11 protein-coding genes are annotated in these 17,525 nt (G+C 70.4%); all 11 read left to right on the top strand.

What is annotated here, in order from left to right; translation table 11 throughout:
- The first annotated feature begins 116 nt into the window (after window positions 1–116).
- The 11 genes from EIZ45_RS27675 (at window position 117) to EIZ45_RS27625 (ending at window position 17,354) form a co-directional block, all read left to right on the top strand.
- A complete protein-coding gene (locus tag EIZ45_RS27675; RefSeq protein WP_134666363.1) occupies window positions 117–971 on the top strand; it encodes a PPK2 family polyphosphate kinase in 855 nt (284 codons plus the stop codon).
- A gap of 21 nt (window positions 972–992) precedes the next feature.
- Window positions 993–3,095 (top strand): S9 family peptidase, encoded by a 2,103-nt coding sequence (locus EIZ45_RS27670; RefSeq protein WP_134666361.1) that lies wholly within the window; start codon window positions 993–995, stop codon window positions 3,093–3,095.
- Window positions 3,096–3,310: 215 nt separating this feature from the next.
- On the top strand, window positions 3,311–4,795 hold the full coding sequence (locus EIZ45_RS27665; RefSeq protein WP_134666359.1) for an aminotransferase class I/II-fold pyridoxal phosphate-dependent enzyme: 1,485 nt from the start codon (window positions 3,311–3,313) through the stop codon (window positions 4,793–4,795).
- Window positions 4,792–6,084: a lysine N(6)-hydroxylase/L-ornithine N(5)-oxygenase family protein gene (locus EIZ45_RS27660; RefSeq protein WP_134666357.1), complete on the top strand. Its 1,293-nt coding sequence runs from the start codon at window positions 4,792–4,794 to the stop codon at window positions 6,082–6,084. The genes EIZ45_RS27665 and EIZ45_RS27660 overlap by 4 nt, the downstream gene beginning before the upstream one ends.
- Window positions 6,081–7,874, top strand: coding sequence for an IucA/IucC family siderophore biosynthesis protein (locus EIZ45_RS27655; protein WP_134666355.1), 1,794 nt, complete (start codon window positions 6,081–6,083; stop codon window positions 7,872–7,874). Before EIZ45_RS27660 ends, EIZ45_RS27655 begins: the two co-directional genes overlap by 4 nt.
- Window positions 7,871–9,184, top strand: coding sequence for a glutamine synthetase (locus EIZ45_RS27650; protein WP_134666353.1), 1,314 nt, complete (start codon window positions 7,871–7,873; stop codon window positions 9,182–9,184). The genes EIZ45_RS27655 and EIZ45_RS27650 overlap by 4 nt, the downstream gene beginning before the upstream one ends.
- A gap of 22 nt (window positions 9,185–9,206) precedes the next feature.
- On the top strand, window positions 9,207–10,637 hold the full coding sequence (gene sthA / locus EIZ45_RS27645; RefSeq protein WP_167754279.1) for a Si-specific NAD(P)(+) transhydrogenase: 1,431 nt from the start codon (window positions 9,207–9,209) through the stop codon (window positions 10,635–10,637).
- Between the two features lie 58 nt (window positions 10,638–10,695).
- Entirely contained in the window at window positions 10,696–12,639 is a 1,944-nt protein-coding gene (locus EIZ45_RS27640; RefSeq protein ID WP_240692039.1) for an intein-containing Rv2578c family radical SAM protein, read from the top strand.
- A gap of 667 nt (window positions 12,640–13,306) precedes the next feature.
- A complete protein-coding gene (aspS, locus tag EIZ45_RS27635; RefSeq protein WP_134666349.1) occupies window positions 13,307–15,103 on the top strand; it encodes an aspartate--tRNA ligase in 1,797 nt (598 codons plus the stop codon).
- A 52-nt stretch (window positions 15,104–15,155) separates the two neighbouring features.
- Complete coding sequence (locus EIZ45_RS27630; protein ID WP_037818991.1) at window positions 15,156–16,097, top strand: DUF389 domain-containing protein; 942 nt, start codon at window positions 15,156–15,158, stop codon at window positions 16,095–16,097.
- 69 nt (window positions 16,098–16,166) lie between these two features.
- Window positions 16,167–17,354: a phosphotransferase gene (locus EIZ45_RS27625; protein ID WP_134666347.1), complete on the top strand. Its 1,188-nt coding sequence runs from the start codon at window positions 16,167–16,169 to the stop codon at window positions 17,352–17,354.
- Window positions 17,355–17,525: the final 171 nt, after the last annotated feature.

Below are 17,525 nucleotides of genomic sequence, written 5' to 3'. Positions count from 1 at the left end.
TCGTTCGTTGCGCAATCGAGGGGTCTTGCCGGCGATTCGCTGCGCCGCTCGCTCGACCGGATGACACCGGCGGAGAGGTCCCCGGGATTGTCGGCGCCCGCGGTTATCGTCCCGGGATGGCGAAGAAGCAGCAGAACGGAAACCGGGTCCGCGACGCGCTCCGGGCGGGCGGCGAGCTGCCGGACCCGGCTTCGTCGCCGGTGGGGCCGGAAAAGAAGGCGAAGGGCGGCAAGAAACTCGAGTCCGCCGGGGAACAGCTCGCCGGGTTGCAGGAGGCGCTGTACGCGGAGGGCATCGGCGGCGGCGCCCGCAGCGTGCTGCTCGTGTTGCAGGGCATGGACACTTCCGGCAAGGGCGGCACCGTCGGGCACGTGCTCGGCCTGGTGAATCCGATGGGCGTGCAGTACGCCGGGTTCAAGAAGCCGACGGCCGCCGAGCTGAAGCACGACTTCCTGTGGCGTATCCGCAAGAAGCTCCCGTCGCCGGGCCACCTCGGCGTGTTCGACCGCTCGCATTACGAGGACGTGCTCGTGCCGCGCGTGCTCGGCCAGCTCTCGGCGGCCGAGCGACGGAAGCGCTACACGCAGATCAACGCGTTCGAGAAGGAGCTGACCGACAGCGGCACCGCCGTGGTGAAGGTGTTCCTGCACATCTCGCCGGAGGAGCAGCTTCGCCGGCTCACCGCGCGGCTGGACCGGCCCGAGAAGCGATGGAAGTTCGACCCGTCGGACATCGAGGCGCGACGGCAGTGGCCCGCGTATCAGAAGGCGTACGCCGACGTGTTGAAGCGCACGTCGACCGCGCACGCTCCGTGGTACGTCGTGCCAGCCGACCGCAAGTGGTACCGGAATTGGGCAGTTGCGGAGCTGCTGGTCGAGACGCTGACCGACATGGACCCGCAGTTCCCGGAGCCGACCTATGACGTCGAAGAGCAGCGGGCCGCGCTGCAGGGTGTTGGCGTGTCCGGCTGATCATCTGAAAGAGTGCTGGTCGTGACCGATTCTGCACTCGACGACGTTCCGTTCCTCCGCCAGCAGGCCCGCACCCAGCGGTTCACTCTCGGCGCGCCCAAGCAGTTCCGGGTCGCCCCGGACGGTTCGCGGGTGCTGTTCCTGCGCAGCGCCACCGGTACCGACCCGCGGCACAGCCTGTGGTCGTTCGACCTCGCGACCGGCGAGGAGACGAAGCTGATCGACGCGGCCGAACTGGTGTCCGGCGACGAGGACCTGCCGCCGGAGGAGCGGGCGCGCCGCGAACGGGCCCGGGAGACCGGCGGCGGCGTGGTGGCCTTCGGCGTGGACGACGCGTTCACCGTCGTCACGTTTACGCTGTCGGGCAAGCTGTACACGCTCGACCTCGCGACCGGCGAGACGCGCATCCTGGTCGACGGGTCCGTGATCGACCCGCGGCCGAACCCGACCGGCACGCACGTCGCGTACGTGCGCGAGCGGCGGCTGCACGTGATCGAACTGGCGACCGGCGAAGACCGCGTTCTCGTCGGCGAGGACGACGAGGACGTCACCTGGGGGCTCGCGGAGTTCATCGCGGGCGAGGAGATGGACCGCACGCGCGGCTACTGGTGGGCGCCGGACGGGCGCAGCGTCATCGTGGAGCGCGCGGACCGCGGCCCGGTGCCGCGCTGGACGATCGGCGACCCGGCGAACCCGCAGCAGCCGGCGAACGTCGTGGCGTACCCGGCGGCGGGCTCGCCGAACGCCGAGGTGTCGCTGGCCGTGCTGAGCCTGGACGGCAGCCGCGTCGACGTGGCGCCAGGCGACTGGGAGTACCTGGTCACGGTGCACTGGTCGGCGGGCGGGCAGCCGCTGCTGGCCGTGCAGCCGCGGGACCAGAAGCGGCTGACGGTGCTCGCGCTGGATCCGTCCGACGGTTCGGTCGCCGAGGTGCACACCGAGACCGACGAGCACTGGGTCGAGATCTTCCAGGGCGTGCCCGCGTGGACCGCGGACGGCAAGCTGGTGGTGGAGAGCGCGGCGGACGGCGATCACCGGCTCCTGGTGGACGGCGAACCGATCACGCCGCCCGGCATGCAGCTGCGGATGGTGCTGCACGTCGGCGAGGAAATCCTGTTCACCGCCTCGGAAAACGACCCGACGCAGATCCACCTGTATCGCACCGAAGACGGCAAGGTGCGGCGACTGTCCACAACGGACGGTGTGCACGTCGGTTCGGGAAGCGCGGCTCTCACGGTGCTTTCCTCGTGGAGTCTCGACCACAGCGGCCCGAAGGTGACCGTGCTGCGGGACGGCGCCGAGGCGGGGTCGATCGAATCGTCCACTGTGGACCCGGAGATCGTCCCGAACCTGACCTGGCTCACTCTCGGCGAACGTCAGCTGCGCGCGGCTTTGGTGCTGCCGCGCGGTTACGAGCCCGACGAGGGCAAGCTGCCGGTCCTTCTCGACCCGTACGGCGGCCCGCACGCGCAGCGGGTTCTCCAGAGCCGCAACGCTTTCCTCACCCCGCAGTGGCTTGCCGACCAGGGTTTCGCCGTGCTGGTCGTGGACGGTCGCGGGTCGCCCGGGCGCGGACCGGCGTGGGAGAAGGAGATCGCGGGCAAGCTCGCCGACGTCACCCTGGCCGACCAGGTCGACGCCCTGCACGCGGCCGCCGCGGCGTACCCCGAACTGGACCTCGAGCGGGTCGCGATCCGCGGCTGGTCCTATGGCGGCTACCTCTCCGCGCTCGCCGTGCTGCGGCGGCCGGACGTGTTCCACGCGGCGGTCGCGGGCGCGCCGGTCACCGACTGGTCGCTCTACGACACCCACTACACCGAGCGCTACCTCGGCAAGCCGGACGACGAACCGGAAAGCTACGAGCACAACTCGCTCATCGCGAGTGCCGGTTCGCTCGAACGGGCGCTGCTGATCGTGCACGGCCTCGCCGACGACAACGTCTTCCCGGCGCACGCGCTGCGGCTTTCCTCGGCGTTGCTGGCGAAGGGCCGCGCGCACGGCTTCCTGCCGCTCGCGGGCGCGACGCACATGACGCCGCAGGCCGAGGAGGTCGCGGAGAACCTCATGCGCACCCAGGTCGAGTGGATTCACCGGGAACTGGCAGCCCTCGGGAAGAAGGGCTGAAGCAGTCCTCTGTGGACAACGGGCTGACCATGCCCGTACTCGCGGTGCAGGTGCGCGGGCTGGCTCCGTCGCGCTGACTCCTGCCTTGAAACGGCCGGTGCTCCCAAGGGGGCACCGGCCGTTTCGCTGCCGCGCGGGCCCCGCTCGCAGCGTGCCGGTGGGTATCCGTATTGTTGCGCAGGGTAAGGCAAGGTTACCCTAAGAAAGGCGGTTCCATGGCGGATGCGCCCTCAGCGCCGACGGCCTCGTCCGGCGTGGCTTCGGCGGAGTGGCTCGCGGGCGGCCCCGACGGTGCGGACCGGCTGGCCCGGCTGCTTCCGGCGGCGCTGCGCGGAATGGCGGCGGGCACGGCCGAACGCGGCGGTCCGGTTCCGGCAGGCGGCCCTGCCGCGGTGGCGGCGACCCTCGCGCGCACCCAGTCCGCAGACGGGCTCCCTCGGCACGGGGTGGGCGCCGAACAAGCCCTGGAAGAGCTTTCCGCCCTGCTCGCCGCCGGATCCGCCGACCCGGGCGACCCGGCGTGCGCCGCGCACCTGCACTGCCCGCCGCTGGCCGTTTCCGTCGCCGCGGACGTCGTCGCCTCCGCGCTGAACCCGTCCATGGACTCCTGGGACCAGGCCCCGGTCGCGAGCGAGATCGAGCGCGAGTTCGCCACCGGGATCGCCCGGCTCTGCTACCCGGACGCCGCTCGCCCAGACGCCGTCATCACCTCCGGCGGCACCGAATCCAACCTTCTCGGCCTCCTGCTCGCCCGGGAATCCGCCGTCACGCGCCCGGTCTGCGGGGCTAATTCGCACCACAGCGTCGCCCGTGCGGCATGGCTGCTCGGACTTCCCGCGCCGGTCGTGGTGCCGTGCGTCGACGACCGGATGGTCCCGTCCGCGCTGGCCGAGGCGTTGGCACCGCTCGGTGCGCAGGCCGTGGTCGTCGCGACCGCCGGCACCACCAACACCGGCCGGATCGACCCCTTGCCGGAGATCGCCGAAATCTGCCGCCGGACTGGAGCGCGGCTGCACGTCGACGCGGCGTACGGCGGTCTCGCGCTCTGCAGCGAAACCCTTCGCTCGCGCGTCGCCGGTCTGGAGCTAGCCGATTCAGTCGCGCTTGACCTGCACAAATTCGGCTGGCAACCGGTGGCCGCCGGTGTCTTCGCCGCGCGCGGGGAGGCCGATCTGCAGGCGCTCACCGTCCGCGCCGAGTACCTCAACGCCGACGACGACACCGAAGCCGGACTGCCCGATCTGCTCGGCCGTTCGCTGCGCACGTCCCGGCGTCCGGACGCGTTCCGGATGGCGGTCACGCTGCGCGCGCTCGGCACGGCCGGGATCGGGGCGCTCGTGGAACGCTGCTGTGCCAATGCTTCTGGCGTGCACGCGATGGTCGAAGACCATCCGGCGCTGCGGTCGTGGGGCCCGCCCGAACTGTCCACAGTGGTCTTCCGTCCGGTTGCGGCGGACGGAGCGGCCGGAGACCAGCTGGTCGCGCAGGTGCGCCGCACGCTTCTCGAGGACGGCACCGCGGTGATCGGTCGCGGCTCGTTGCCGACCGGACCGGACGGCGAGGCGCAGCTGTGGCTCAAACTCACCCTCCTGCACCCGCACACCCAGCCCGCCGACTACCGCGCGCTGCTGGACGCGGTGGCCACGGTCGCGGCGGACCTGCGCACGAGCGTCACGCGGGAAAGCCCGGTCGCGTCGTGAGGCGTTACGACGTCGCCGGGGTCGGGATCGGGCCGTTCAACCTGTCTTTGGCCGCGCTGGCGGATCCGCTCGACCAGCTGGAAGTCGTACTGTTCGACGCGCGTCCAGAGTTCCGCTGGCACCCCGGACTGCTCCTGGACGGGGCGACGCTGCAGGTGCCGTTCCTTGCCGACCTGGTGACGCTCGTCGACCCGACAAACCGCCATTCGTTCCTCAACTACCTGCGCGAACGCGGCCGATTGCTGCCGTTCTACTTCGCCGAGCGGTTCCATCTGCCGCGCGCCGAGTACGACGACTACGGCCGCTGGGCAGCGTCCCGGCTCCCGTCGTGCCGGTTCGGGCACAAGGTCACCGGCTTGCGCTGGATCGACCGCGAAGAGGCGTTCGAGCTGACCGTCGAGGGTGCGGAACCGGTGCTGGCGGCGGCGGTCGTGCTCGGCGTCGGCACGCAGCCGAGCGTGCCGGAACCGTTGCAGCCCTTGGTTTCCGCGCCTGACGTGCTCGCGCTGCATTCCGCGGACTACCTCACGCATCGGCCTGATCTGATCGCTGCGGATTCGGTGACGGTGGTCGGCTCCGGGCAGTCGGGAGCCGAGGTGTTTCTCGACCTGCTGCGGGCGCGATCCACTGTGGACGGTCTACGGTGGCTCGCGCGGACACCGGCGTTCGCGCCGATGGAGTACTCGAAGCTCGGCTTGGAGCAGTTCACCCCCGACTACACGGCGTACTTCCACGGCCTTCCCGAAGCGGTCCGGGACCAGCTTCTGCCCACGCAATGGCAGCTGTACCAAGGAATCGACGCCGAGACGATGGCGGAGATCCACGACGAGCTGTACCGCCGAAGCATCGGCGGCGGCTGGCCGGGCGCGGTGCTGACACCGGGCGTCGAGGTGGTGACCGCGACCGTCGGCGACGGGATCGAACTGGGACTGCGCCACGCCCAGCAAGGAACGACCGCGATGCACCGGACGTCCGCCGTGGTGGCTGCCACCGGCTACGCGGAAACGCCGACCGGGCCGTTGCTGCAAGGCCTAGGCGAAGCGGTCCGCCGCGATGCGCAGGGGCGGCTCGTGATCGGTGCCGACTATCGGGTCGAGCTCGACGTGCCAGGCCCGTTGTTCGTGCAGAACGCGGAACGGCACACGCACGGTCCCGGCGCGCCGGATCTCGGCCTCGGCGCGTGGCGGGCGGCGGCGATTCTCAACGCGGTATGCGGAAAACCGGTGTACGACCTGCCTGAGCGGACGGCGTTCACCACGTTCGGCCTCGACCAGACGGAGGACCTGTGACCCTGACCGACGACGCTGCTTGGCGGGCCGCTGGCTCGCTCGTCACGCACAAAATGCTCGGCGAGCTGTCGTACGAAGCGATGTTGGTGCCGGAGCCCGGCGAACCGACGCGGGCCGGACACCGCAGCTGGCAGCTCGACCTGCCCGACGGCGTTTCGTACCGTTTCGAAGCACGCCGAGGCGCGTTCGAGTCGTGGACAGTGTTGCCCGGCAGCGCAATCCGGACCGCTGACGGCGTGGAGGCTCCGGCGGACGACCCCCACACGTTGATCGTCGACGCGCGCGAACGGCTCGGCCTCACTGGCTTGCGATTGGCGGACGTCCTCGCCGAGCTGACCTCGACGGTCGCCAACGAGGCAACCCGTCTGCGCCGCGCACCGACCGCCGCCGAACTGTCCACGATGGACTACAACCTCGCCGACGGGCACCTGACCGGCCACCCCCGGCTGGTCCTCAACAAGGGCCGCGTCGGGTTTTCCGCTCCTGACCGTGCCCGTTACGCGCCCGAATCCGGTGCCGACATCCGGTTGCGCTGGTACGCCGTACACCGCGATCTCGCGCAGTTCCGCAGCGTGGCCGGGCTCGACGCGGAAACCCTGCTGCGCGAGGAACTGGACGACCAGACCCGCGCCGAGTTCACCGCCCGCACGGCCCAGCTCGGCGCTCCCGCCGACTACGTCTGGGTGCCGGTGCATCCTTGGCAGGCAGACGAAATCATCGGCACGCTCTACGCGGCCGAGCTGGCGACCGGCCGGATGGCCGAGCTGGGGGAGAGCCGCGACGTCTACCGTCCACATCAGACAGTCCGGACCCTCGCCAACCGCTCCCGGCCAGACCGCCGCGATGTCAAAACCGCCGTCTCCGTGCGCAATACGCTCGTCTATCGCGGTCTGAACTCCGCGGCGACGCTCGCCGGACCATCGGTCACCGAGTGGCTGCGTGGGATCGACGCGGCCGATCCGTTGCTGTCCGAGAAATACCGTTTCGAGCTGCTCGGCGAGGTGGCGAGCGTTTCGGTCCAGCATCCGCTGTTCGGTTCGCTGGAGGAACTGCCGTACCGGTTCCACGAAACGCTCGGTGCGCTGTGGCGCGAGCCGCTCGTCGCCCGGCTCGCCGAGGGGGAGCAGGCGATTTCGTTCGCCGCGCTGCCGTACCGCGACGCCGCTGGCGAGACCGTGCTGACCAGGCTGATCAGGCAGTCCGGCGACGATGCGGAGGCGTGGCTGTCGAGGCTGTTCGATCTGCTGCTCACGCCGTTGCTGCACTGGCTGCTCCAGTACGGCGTCGGATTCTGCCCGCACGGCCAGAATCTCGTGCTCGTGGTGGACGCGGACGGCCGCCCGCTGCGCATCGCGATCAAGGATTTCGCCCAGGGCGTCGACCTGCTGGACGAGGAACTGCCCTGCTACGCGGATCTGCCGCCGGACGCCGCCGCCGACATGCTGCGCTGGCCCGCGCACCTGCTCGCGCAGTCGCTGTTCAGCTCGGTTTTCTCCGGGCAGCTGCGGTTCTGGGCGGAACTACTGCTGGACGATCTCGGGTTGGCGCGCGGTGACTTCTGGGCGCTGGTGCGCGAGGTCGTCGGCCGCTACCGCGACGAAAACCCCGAGGTGGCCGAACGATTCGACGCCTGCCGGTTGTTCGCGCCGGACGTCGAGCGGGTCACGCTCAACCGCGAGCATCTCGCCGGACAGGGCTTCGACAAGGTGGAACGCGACGACGAGTTCGACGTCCGCTGGGGCCGCGTGCCGAACCCCTTGCACGCGCCCGATCCGGACGGTGCCTGGTGAGCCCGTTCGACCGTCCGGTCGGGCCGAGGTCGCTGGCCGTGCGCGCCGAAGCGGGTACGGCGGCGGCTGAGGTGCTGCGTCGAGTGCTCGCGGAGGACGGTGCTCGACTGGTGCTGTTGGTGCCCGATCCGCACGCGCGGTTCGCGGCCGTCGAGCTGGCTGCGCCGTTCGCTGCTGAGGTGGTGGACAGCGGATACGGCGTGTGCAGCTACGTCTTCGCCTGGACTCCGGAGCGTGATCCGCTGCCGGAGATCGGTGCGCTGAAGCCGTATCTCGGCGGGTTCGGCGATTTGCGCGTGCAGCTCGACGCAGCGACAGCGTTTCCGCTCGGCGACCAGACGTGGGCAGTGGTCGGGGACGCGGAGTTTCCGTCCGGCGAACCGGCCGGGCTCGCGCCCCGGACGGTGTTGCGGACGCAGCTGGCGCGCTTGGAGGAGCACGGGCTGGTTCCGTCGATCGGGATCGAACACGAGGTGGTTTTCCGTAACCTGGCAGGGGATCCGCTCACCGGGCATGGCGTGGACTACGCCCTCGGCGGCACCGAACGGCTCGCCCCGCTGCTGGCGGATCTGCGGTCGGCGACGGCCGGTCTCGGCGTGGAATCGGCGCGGGCGGAGTGTCATCCGGGGCAGTACGAGGTTGTCCTGCGGCATCGCGACGCGCTCGCGGCCTGCGACGACGCGTTGCTGCTGCAGACGGTGACCCGGCGGGTGGCGGCTCAGCACGGCGCGCAAGCCGACTACCTCGCCGCGCCGGAACCCGGTCAGGGGAATTCGTGCCACGTGCATCTGTCACTGTCCGCTTCGGACGGACCGGTCGGATTTCCGTTCGCGCTGGGGGCTTTCCTGGCCGGAGTGCTGCGGGACGCACGATCGCTGTCCGCGGTGTGGGCGCCGACGTGGAACAGCTACGTCCGGCTGCGCACCGCTCCGTTCTCGCCGCGTGAACTGCGGTGGGGACCGGACGACCGGACGTCTTCGGTCCGGTTGTGCGGGACGTCCTCCGCGCCGCGGTTGGAATTCCGCTTCGCAGGCGCGGACGCCCAGCCGCACCTCGTCGTCGCCGCATTGATCGCCGCAGGTACCGCTGGCCTGGCCGAACAGCTGTCGCCGCCTGACGCGGGTGCGTTGAGCGGACAGCTGGCGTCGTCTCCGTGGGAGGCACTGGCCCTGCTGGAGAGGGGGCGGTTCGCGGAGTTGCTGGGGGAGGACGTCGCCGCGCAACAAGCCGCGTTGCTGCGCGAGGAGCTCGGCGCCGCGCTCGGCTCGGTCACGGATCTGCACCGCCGCCGGGGCGCCTTGCGCTCGTGAGGACTTGCGCCGACCGGCGCGGATGCGCAGGCTCGGGTCCGTGAGCGAATACGAGTACGACCTCATCGTCATCGGCTCGGGCCCGGGAGGGCAGAAAGCCGCCATCGCGGCGGCGAAACTGGGGAAGAAAGTCGCCGTCGTCGACCGCCACGACATGGTCGGCGGCGTGTGCGTCAACACGGGCACCATCCCGTCCAAGACGCTGCGCGAAGCCGTGCTGTACCTGACCGGGATGAACCAGCGCGAGCTGTACGGCGCGAGCTACCGGGTGAAACAGGACATCACCATCGCGGACCTGATGGCGCGCACGCAGCACGTCATCGGGCGCGAGGTGCAGGTGGTGCGCGCGCAGCTGCTGCGCAACCACGTCGACCTGATCGGCGGCATCGGCTCGTTCGCCGACCCGCACACCGTCCTGGTCGACGGCAAACACCGCGGCGACCGGCGCACCATCACCGGCCACTACGTCGTGATCGCGACCGGCACCCGTCCCGCGCGCCCGGACCACGTCGACTTCGACGCCGCGCGCGTGCTCGACTCCGACGAGATCCTGGCGATGGAGGCGATCCCGTCCTCGCTGGTCGTGGTGGGCGCGGGGGTGATCGGGATCGAGTACGCGTCGATGTTCGCCGCGCTCGGTTCGCGGGTGACCGTGGTCGAGCAGCGCGACCAGATGCTCGACTTCTGCGATCCGGAGATCGTGGAATCGCTGAAGTTCCAGCTGCGCGACCTCGGCGTCACGTTCCGGTTCGGGGAGAAGGTCGCGAACGTCGCGGTCTCCGACGACGCCACCGTGACGACCCTGGTCAGCGGCAAGCGGATCCCGGCGGACGCGGTGATGTACTCGGCCGGGCGGCAGGGCATGACCGGCGCGCTGGCGCTGGAGAACGCCGGCCTGACCGCGGACCGGCGCGGTCGGCTGGAGGTCGACGAGCACTATCGAACGTCGGTTGAGCACGTGTACGCGGTCGGCGACGTGATCGGGTTCCCGGCGCTGGCGGCGACGTCGATGGACCAGGGCCGGCTCGCGGCGTACCACGCGTTCGGCGAACCGGCGAACGACATCGGCGCGTTGCAGCCGATCGGGATCTACACGATCCCGGAGATCTCGTACGTCGGCGCGACCGAGGCCCAGCTGACGTCGTCTTCGGTGCCGTACGAGGTCGGCATCGCGCGGTACCGGGAGCTGGCGCGCGGCCAGATTTCCGGGGACAGCTACGGGATGCTGAAGCTGCTGGTGTCGACGGCGGACCGGAAGTTGTTGGGAGTGCACGTCTTCGGCACCGGCGCGACGGATCTCGTCCACATCGGCCAGGCCGTGATGGGCTGCGGCGGGACAGTGGATTACCTGGTGGACGCGGTCTTCAACTACCCGACGCTGTCCGAGGCGTACAAGGTCGCGGCCCTCGACGCGACGAACAAGATCCGCGCGCTGGAGCGGTTCGGCGGCTGAGCCTGCACCTCGCTCGTTCGAGGGGTGTTCGAACATATGTTTGACAGTGCTTTAGAACATGTGTTCGACTGTAGGGGTGCGTTGGGAACAGTTGCGAGCGGGGAAGGAGGAGCCGGCACTCCCCGGTCTCGGTGCCTTCGGGGACGTGGTGCGCTCGGTGCGCGCTCCGGAGTTCGGCGGCGTCACCTTTCACGAGGTGCGCGCCCGGTCCGTGCTGAACCGGGTGCCCGAATCGTCCGCGGTGCCGTTCCGGTGGTCGGTCAATCCGTATCGCGGGTGTTCGCACGCGTGCACGTACTGCCTCGAAGGCGACACGCCGGTGCTGATGGCCGACGGCCGCGCGAAGCCGATCGCCGAGCTGCGCGTGGGCGACCGGATCATGGGCACGCGCGGACACGGCGTCGCGCGCAGGCTCGTGCCCACCGAGGTGCTCGCGCACTGGACCACGGTGCGCCCGGCGTACCGCGTCACGCTCGACGACGGCACCCGGATCGTCGCCGGACCGGACCACCGGTTCCTCAGCTCGCGCGGCTGGAAATACGTCACCGGCAGCAAACTCGGCACCGCGCAGCGGCCGCACCTGGAACCCGGCACCGAACTGGTCGGCGGCGGCCGGTTCACGCGCACGCCGGACGACACGCTCGGCTACCGCGCCGGGTACCTGTGCGGAATGCTGCGCTCAGGCGGGTTCGCTGCGGAATCGGACGCCGCGGCGCGAGCTCTCGCGTACCTGCCGGATTTCGGTTCGTCAGTGGGCTTCATGCGCATCCCGCGCGAACCGGACGCGCACTGGGCGCGCGGTTTCCTGGCCGGACTCTTCGACCTGGCGGGCGGCTACCGGCGCGGCACACTCTCCATCGCGCACGACGAGAACGAAGTGGTGGACATGCTGTTCGCCGCGCTGGACCGGTTCTCGTTCGGCTACGACACCGTCGGCCACCGCCAGCACCCCGGCCGCAGGCAAGCACGCCTCACCGGCGGTACCGGCGAGGTGCTGCGGTTCCTGCACCTGGTCGACCCGGCCGTCGAGTGGAAACGCTCCCTGGACGGCACCGTGATCGGGGGAGTCCGGCGCACCGTCGCGACCGTCGCGCCGACGGGGCTGGAGCTGCCGCTGTTCGACATCACGACGGGCACCGGCGATTTCATCGCCGACGGGATGGTGTCGCACAACTGCTTCGCCCGGAACACCCACACGTACCTGGATTTCGACGCCGGCCGCGACTTCGACACCCAGGTCGTGGTCAAGGTCAACGCGCCGGAAGTGCTGGCCGCGCAACTGAAACGGCCGAGCTGGCAACGAGAACCGGTCGCGATGGGCACGAACACCGACCCGTACCAGCGCGTCGAAGGCCGCTACCGGCTGATGCCCGGGATCATCCGCGCCCTCGCCGACTCCGGCACCCCGCTGTCGATTCTCACCAAGGGCACCATGCTGAGCCGCGACCTGCCCCTGCTGGAGTCGGTGGGCAAGGACGTCCCAGTCCATTTGGCAGTGTCACTGGCCCTGCTGGACGGCGACCTGCAACGCCGCCTGGAACCCGGCACCCCGACCCCGCGCGCCCGACTGGACCTGATCCGCAAAGCCGCCGCGGCGGGTCTGCCGTGCTCGGTGATGGTCGCGCCGGTGCTGCCGTACCTCACAGATTCGCCCGAGGCCCTCGACCCGCTTTTCGCCCAACTGGCCGAAGCCGGGGCGACCAGGGTGACTGTCCTGCCCCTGCACCTCCGGCCAGGCGCGCGGGAGTGGTTCGCCGCGTGGCTGAAGCGCGAGTATCCCGAGCTGGCGCCGCGATACCGCCGCCTGTACGCCCGAGGAAGCTACGTCGACCGCGGCTATCGGGAACGGCTGGGCACAGTGGTAGCCCCGCTGCTCCGGCGGCACGGTCTGGACCCGCGAGCGCCAAGGGCGCATTCGGAAACCCGGACGGAACCGGACCCGCCGGACGCGGAGGTGCCGGAACAACGGGTGGGGGAGGCGGAGCAGTTGCGCCTTCTGTGACCTGCCCGGTGATCTCGGGAACGACCTGGTCCAGCCTCGTCGGGTGCAGACCGCGGCGAGTCCGCTCATCCGCACCCGCCTGAACTCCAGCGCTACCGTCCCGACCAGTCCGCGTCACCCCTGCGTCGGCGCTCCCGTTCCTGCGAATCCGAGCTGTCCACGCCATCGCGGGCGCTGACTCCGGGGTTTCTCGCCGCTCGCATTGCCTGGTCAGCGAGGTTTGACCTAGCAGCGCTCGAGACCCGCCCCCGGCGAACCGGAGCCGTCGCCCCAACCGAAGGCTTACCGGCCTCAGGGAGTCTCGCCCGGTCCTGCCTGCTCGGCTCGCGCCAGCAGCGCTGCCGCCTGGCCGAGCGGCACGGTCCAAGCCGAAGGCTTGCTGGCCTCGGAGAGTCTCGCGCCTGCGTTGCCCGCCCGGCTCGCGCCAGCAGTGCTGCCCCGCCGAGCCGGAGCCGTCTCCGTCAAGCGGACACTGCCCGACCCGCGCTGCCCCCGCCGCCCCAAGCCATCCGCAACGCTCGAACCCCGCCCCACCGCCCCGACCCAAACCTGCCCGCACCCCCGGACACGGAGTTCGTTAGCCTCTGTATCCGGCGAAATGCGTGTTCGGCTCAACCCCGTGCACCCGCCGCACCCGAATCTCGTGGACCTAGGGAGAGCAGTCGCAGTGCTCCGCACTCATCAAGCCGGCACTCTGCGTGCCGGGCAGGCCGGTCAGACCGTCACCCTCACCGGCTGGGTGGCGCGGCGGCGCGATCACGGCGGAGTCATCTTCATCGATCTCCGGGACGCCAGCGGCGTCGCGCAGGTCGTGTTCCGCGAGGGCGAGATGGCCGAGCGCGCGCACGCGCTGCGGTCGGAGTTCTGCGTGAAGGTCGTCGGCGAGGTGTCGAAGCGGCCCGAGGGCAACGCGAACCCGGACATCGCCACCGGCGAGATCGAGGTGCTCGCCACCGAGCTGGAAGTGCTGTCCGAGGCCGCTCCGCTGCCGTTCCCGATCGACGACCGCGTCGACGTCGGCGAGGAGGTCCGGCTCAAGTACCGCTACCTCGACCTGCGCCGCAGCGGTCCGGCGGCCGCGATCCGGCTGCGCAGCGAGGTCAGCCGCACGGCGCGCGAGGTGCTGCACGCGCAGGACTTCGTCGAGATCGAGACGCCGACGATGACCCGCTCCACCCCGGAAGGAGCCCGCGACTTCCTCGTGCCCGCGCGGCTCAAGCCCGGCTCCTGGTACGCGCTCCCGCAGTCGCCGCAGCTGTTCAAGCAGCTGCTCATGGTCGGCGGCATGGAACGCTACTTCCAGATCGCCCGCTGCTACCGCGACGAGGACTTCCGCGCCGACCGCCAGCCCGAGTTCACCCAGCTCGACATCGAGATGAGCTTCGTCGAGCAGGACGACGTCATCGCGGTCGGCGAAGCGATCGTGAAGTCGCTCTGGAAGCTGATCGGCCACGAGATCGCCACCCCGATCCCGCGGATCACCTACCGCGAGTCGATGGCGAAGTACGGCTCCGACAAGCCGGACCTGCGCTTCGACCTCGAGATCACCGAGCTCACCGACTTCTTCTCGGACACGCCGTTCCGCGTGTTCCAGGCTCCGTACGTCGGCGCGGTCGTCATGGCCGGCGGCGCCTCGCAGCCGCGTCGCCAGCTCGACGCCTGGCAGGAATGGGCGAAGCAGCGCGGCGCGAAGGGCCTCGCGTACGTCCTGGTCAACGAGGACGGCACGCTCGGCGGCCCGGTCGCCAAGAACCTCTCCGAGACCGAGCGCGCGAACGTCGCGGAAGCCGCGGGTGCGAAGCCCGGCGACTGCATTTTCTTCGCCGCGGGCAAGGTTTCCGCCGCTCAGCCGCTGCTCGGCGCCGCGCGCGACGAGATCGGCCGCCGGCTCGGCCTGATCGACGAGGACGCCTGGTCGTTCGTGTGGGTCGTGGACGCGCCGCTGTTCGCGCCGGTCGAGGACATCGGCGACGACGTCGCGGTCGGCTCCGGCAAGTGGACCGCCGTGCACCACGCGTTCACCTCGCCGACCCCGGAGTGGATCGACAAGTTCGAGCAGGACCCGGGCAACGCGCTCGCCTACGCCTACGACCTCGTCTGCAACGGCAACGAGATCGGCGGCGGCTCGATCCGTATCCACCGCGAGGACGTCCAGAAGCGCGTGTTCGCGCTGATGGGCCTCGGCGAGGAGGAAGCGCAGGAGAAGTTCGGCTTCCTGCTCGAGGCGTTCCAGTTCGGCGCGCCCCCGCACGGCGGCATCGCGTTCGGCTGGGACCGCATCGTGATGCTGCTGGCCAAGGCCGACTCGCTGCGCGACGTGATCGCGTTCCCGAAGACCGGCGGCGGCTACGACCCGCTCACCGCCGCGCCCGCGCCGATCACCGCCCAGCAGCGCAAGGAAGCCGGGATCGACGCGAAACCGGCGGTCCCGCAGAACAAACCGGCTGCCGCACAGGAGAAGTAGTGGCCGCGCACAGCGGGTCCGTCGAGGGCGGCTGGCGGGGCGGGGTGAGCTAGTGCTGCACCTCAGGGCGATCTGCCCGCCGGAGCGCACTGACGAGACGCTGGAGCTGCTGCGCACCCACCCGGGCGCGGCGCACCTGATCGTGCACCGCGGCGCGTCCGTCTCGCCCGAGGGTGACCTCATCGAGGCGGACGTCGCGCGGGAGGCGGCCGACGACATCGTCGACGCCTTGTGCGCGCTCGGTCTCGACCGCAGCGGCGGCATCACCATGGAATCGCTGGACACAGCGCTGTCCGATGCCGCCGACGCGGCGGAGGAAGCCGCTCCCGGCGAAGGCGCGGACGCGGTCGTGTGGCAGGAGCTGCTCGGCCGCACCGGCGAGGAGTCGCGGTGGAACGCGACGTTCCAGGCGTTCCTCGCCATCGCGTGCCTGCTCGCCGCGGTCGGCGTGCTGACCGACTCGTCGGTGACGATCGTCGGCGCGATGGTGGTCGGGCCGGAGTTCGGCCCGCTCGCCGCGATCGCGGTCGGGATGGTGCTGCGCCGCTGGGACCTGGTGCGCCGGGCCGGGGTCGCGCTGGCCGTCGGTTTCCCGGTGTCGATGGCGATCACGCTGCTCGGAGTGCTGCTCGGCAGCTCGGCCGGTCTTTTCGATCCGCACGCGATAGTCAATAACCATCAGGTCGATTTCGTGTATCAAGTCGGACCCGCGTCGTTCGTGGTGGCATTGCTCGCCGGGGCGGCCGGAATGCTCGCGATGACGTCGGCGAAATCGGCCGCGCTCGTCGGCGTGTTCATTTCGGTGACTACGGTCCCCGCGGCCGGTTACGCCATGGTCGCGGCGGTCGCCGGACGCTGGGACCGGACCGGTTTTTCGGTGCTGCAGCTGCTGGTCAACCTCTTCGGAATCGTTCTTGCTGCGGCCATTGTGCTGATAGTTCGCCGACGCAAGCAACGTTCCGACGCGTTGCTGCGTCCGCTTTCCCGTGGGTGATTCCGGGCGCGTCCCGGCGCCCGGAACGTTGTGGTCATGGTTGCTCAGTCACGAGTAGGGTCGGTGACAATGACAGTCGACACCTCCTCCGCCGGCGACGCTGGAGTCCGGGCGGAAGCCGGGGAACTCGCAGTCGCCGCGGCCGTCGCGGCGGGCGAGGCGGTGCTCACGCGCCGGTTCGGGAGCGCGATCACGCTCGTCTCGCCCGAACACCTCTCCGGAAGCGGCCCGGCGACCGTCGTCCGGGCACGGGTCGTGTCTTCCTCCTTCGCTCTGCCGCGCACCCTGGTGGTCAAGCACTATCCGGACCCGCCGGAACCCGGCCGGGTCGACCCGTTCGCCCAGGAAGCCGTGAGCTACCAGCTGTTCACGGCACTGGCGCCGGACGAACGGATGTGCCCGGAACTCCTGGCCCACGACGGCAGCGACCGCGTGCTGGTGATCGAGGACTTGGGCCGCGCACCCACCCTGCGAGACAAATTGGCCGCCCGGGACTCCCGCGCAGCCGAGCGAGCACTGCTCTCGTGGGCCCGTTCGCTCGGCCGCCTGCACGCGAGCACCGCCAGCCGCGAAGCCGATTTCAACGCGCTGCTGCGCCGCCTGGGCGGCCCAGTGCGAACCGACAACGACGGCTTGGCAGGCCTGGCCGACGACGTCGAAGAACTCCTGTCCGAACTGCTGGACGTGCCCGTCCCCGAGTCCGTGCGCGAACGCATCGCCGAAGCCGTCGCCCAAGCCAGGTCGGCCGCCTTCCGCGCGTTCAGCCCGGTCGAACTGGCCCCGGAAAACAACCTGGTCACCGGCTCCGGAGTCCGCTTCCTGGACTTCGAACGCGGCCGGGTCCGAACCGCCCTGGTCGACGCCTCCTGCCTGCGGCTGCCGTTCGTGTCGGACCCGCGCGCGATGGCGCTCCCCGCAGGCATGAGCGAAGCGATGATCGCCGCCTGGCGAGCCGAAATCGTCGACGTATGGCCGTCCTTCGCCGACGACGTCGAGCTGGCGAAGCAACTCACCATCAGCGAAATGCTGCAAGTCTGGCAAATCACCCGCGAACTGCTCCCGCACCTGAACCTGAGCAGGCACGCAACCCCAGTAAGCCGCGAGGCAGCCCTGGTCACCTGGTGGCGCGAACTGGCAAGGCACGCTGGCTACTCGCGCCTGACCGAAGTCGCCGAACACTCCACCAGAGTCGCCGCAGCCCTGGCCGCCCGCCTGGGCCCGCACGCCGACCTGGCCTTCTACCCAGCCTTCCGCTGACCCCGCGCGCACTCTTCGCCGCTTTCCGTGAGGGCCACCCTCATTGACTCTGATTCCGTCAGGGTTCCCCTCACGACCCGCCTCCGGTCGTGAGGGGCCCCTTCACAGACTTGGATTCCCTCAAGGAGTCCTTCACGGCCCACCCGCCAGCCCGCACCCGCCGCGATGCGC

The organism is Amycolatopsis sp. CFH S0740 (assembly GCF_004522315.1).
Classification (GTDB): domain Bacteria; phylum Actinomycetota; class Actinomycetes; order Mycobacteriales; family Pseudonocardiaceae; genus Amycolatopsis; species Amycolatopsis nivea.
The sequence above is the reverse complement of the archived record's forward strand: the minus strand, read 5'-3'. Positions and strand labels throughout refer to the sequence as shown.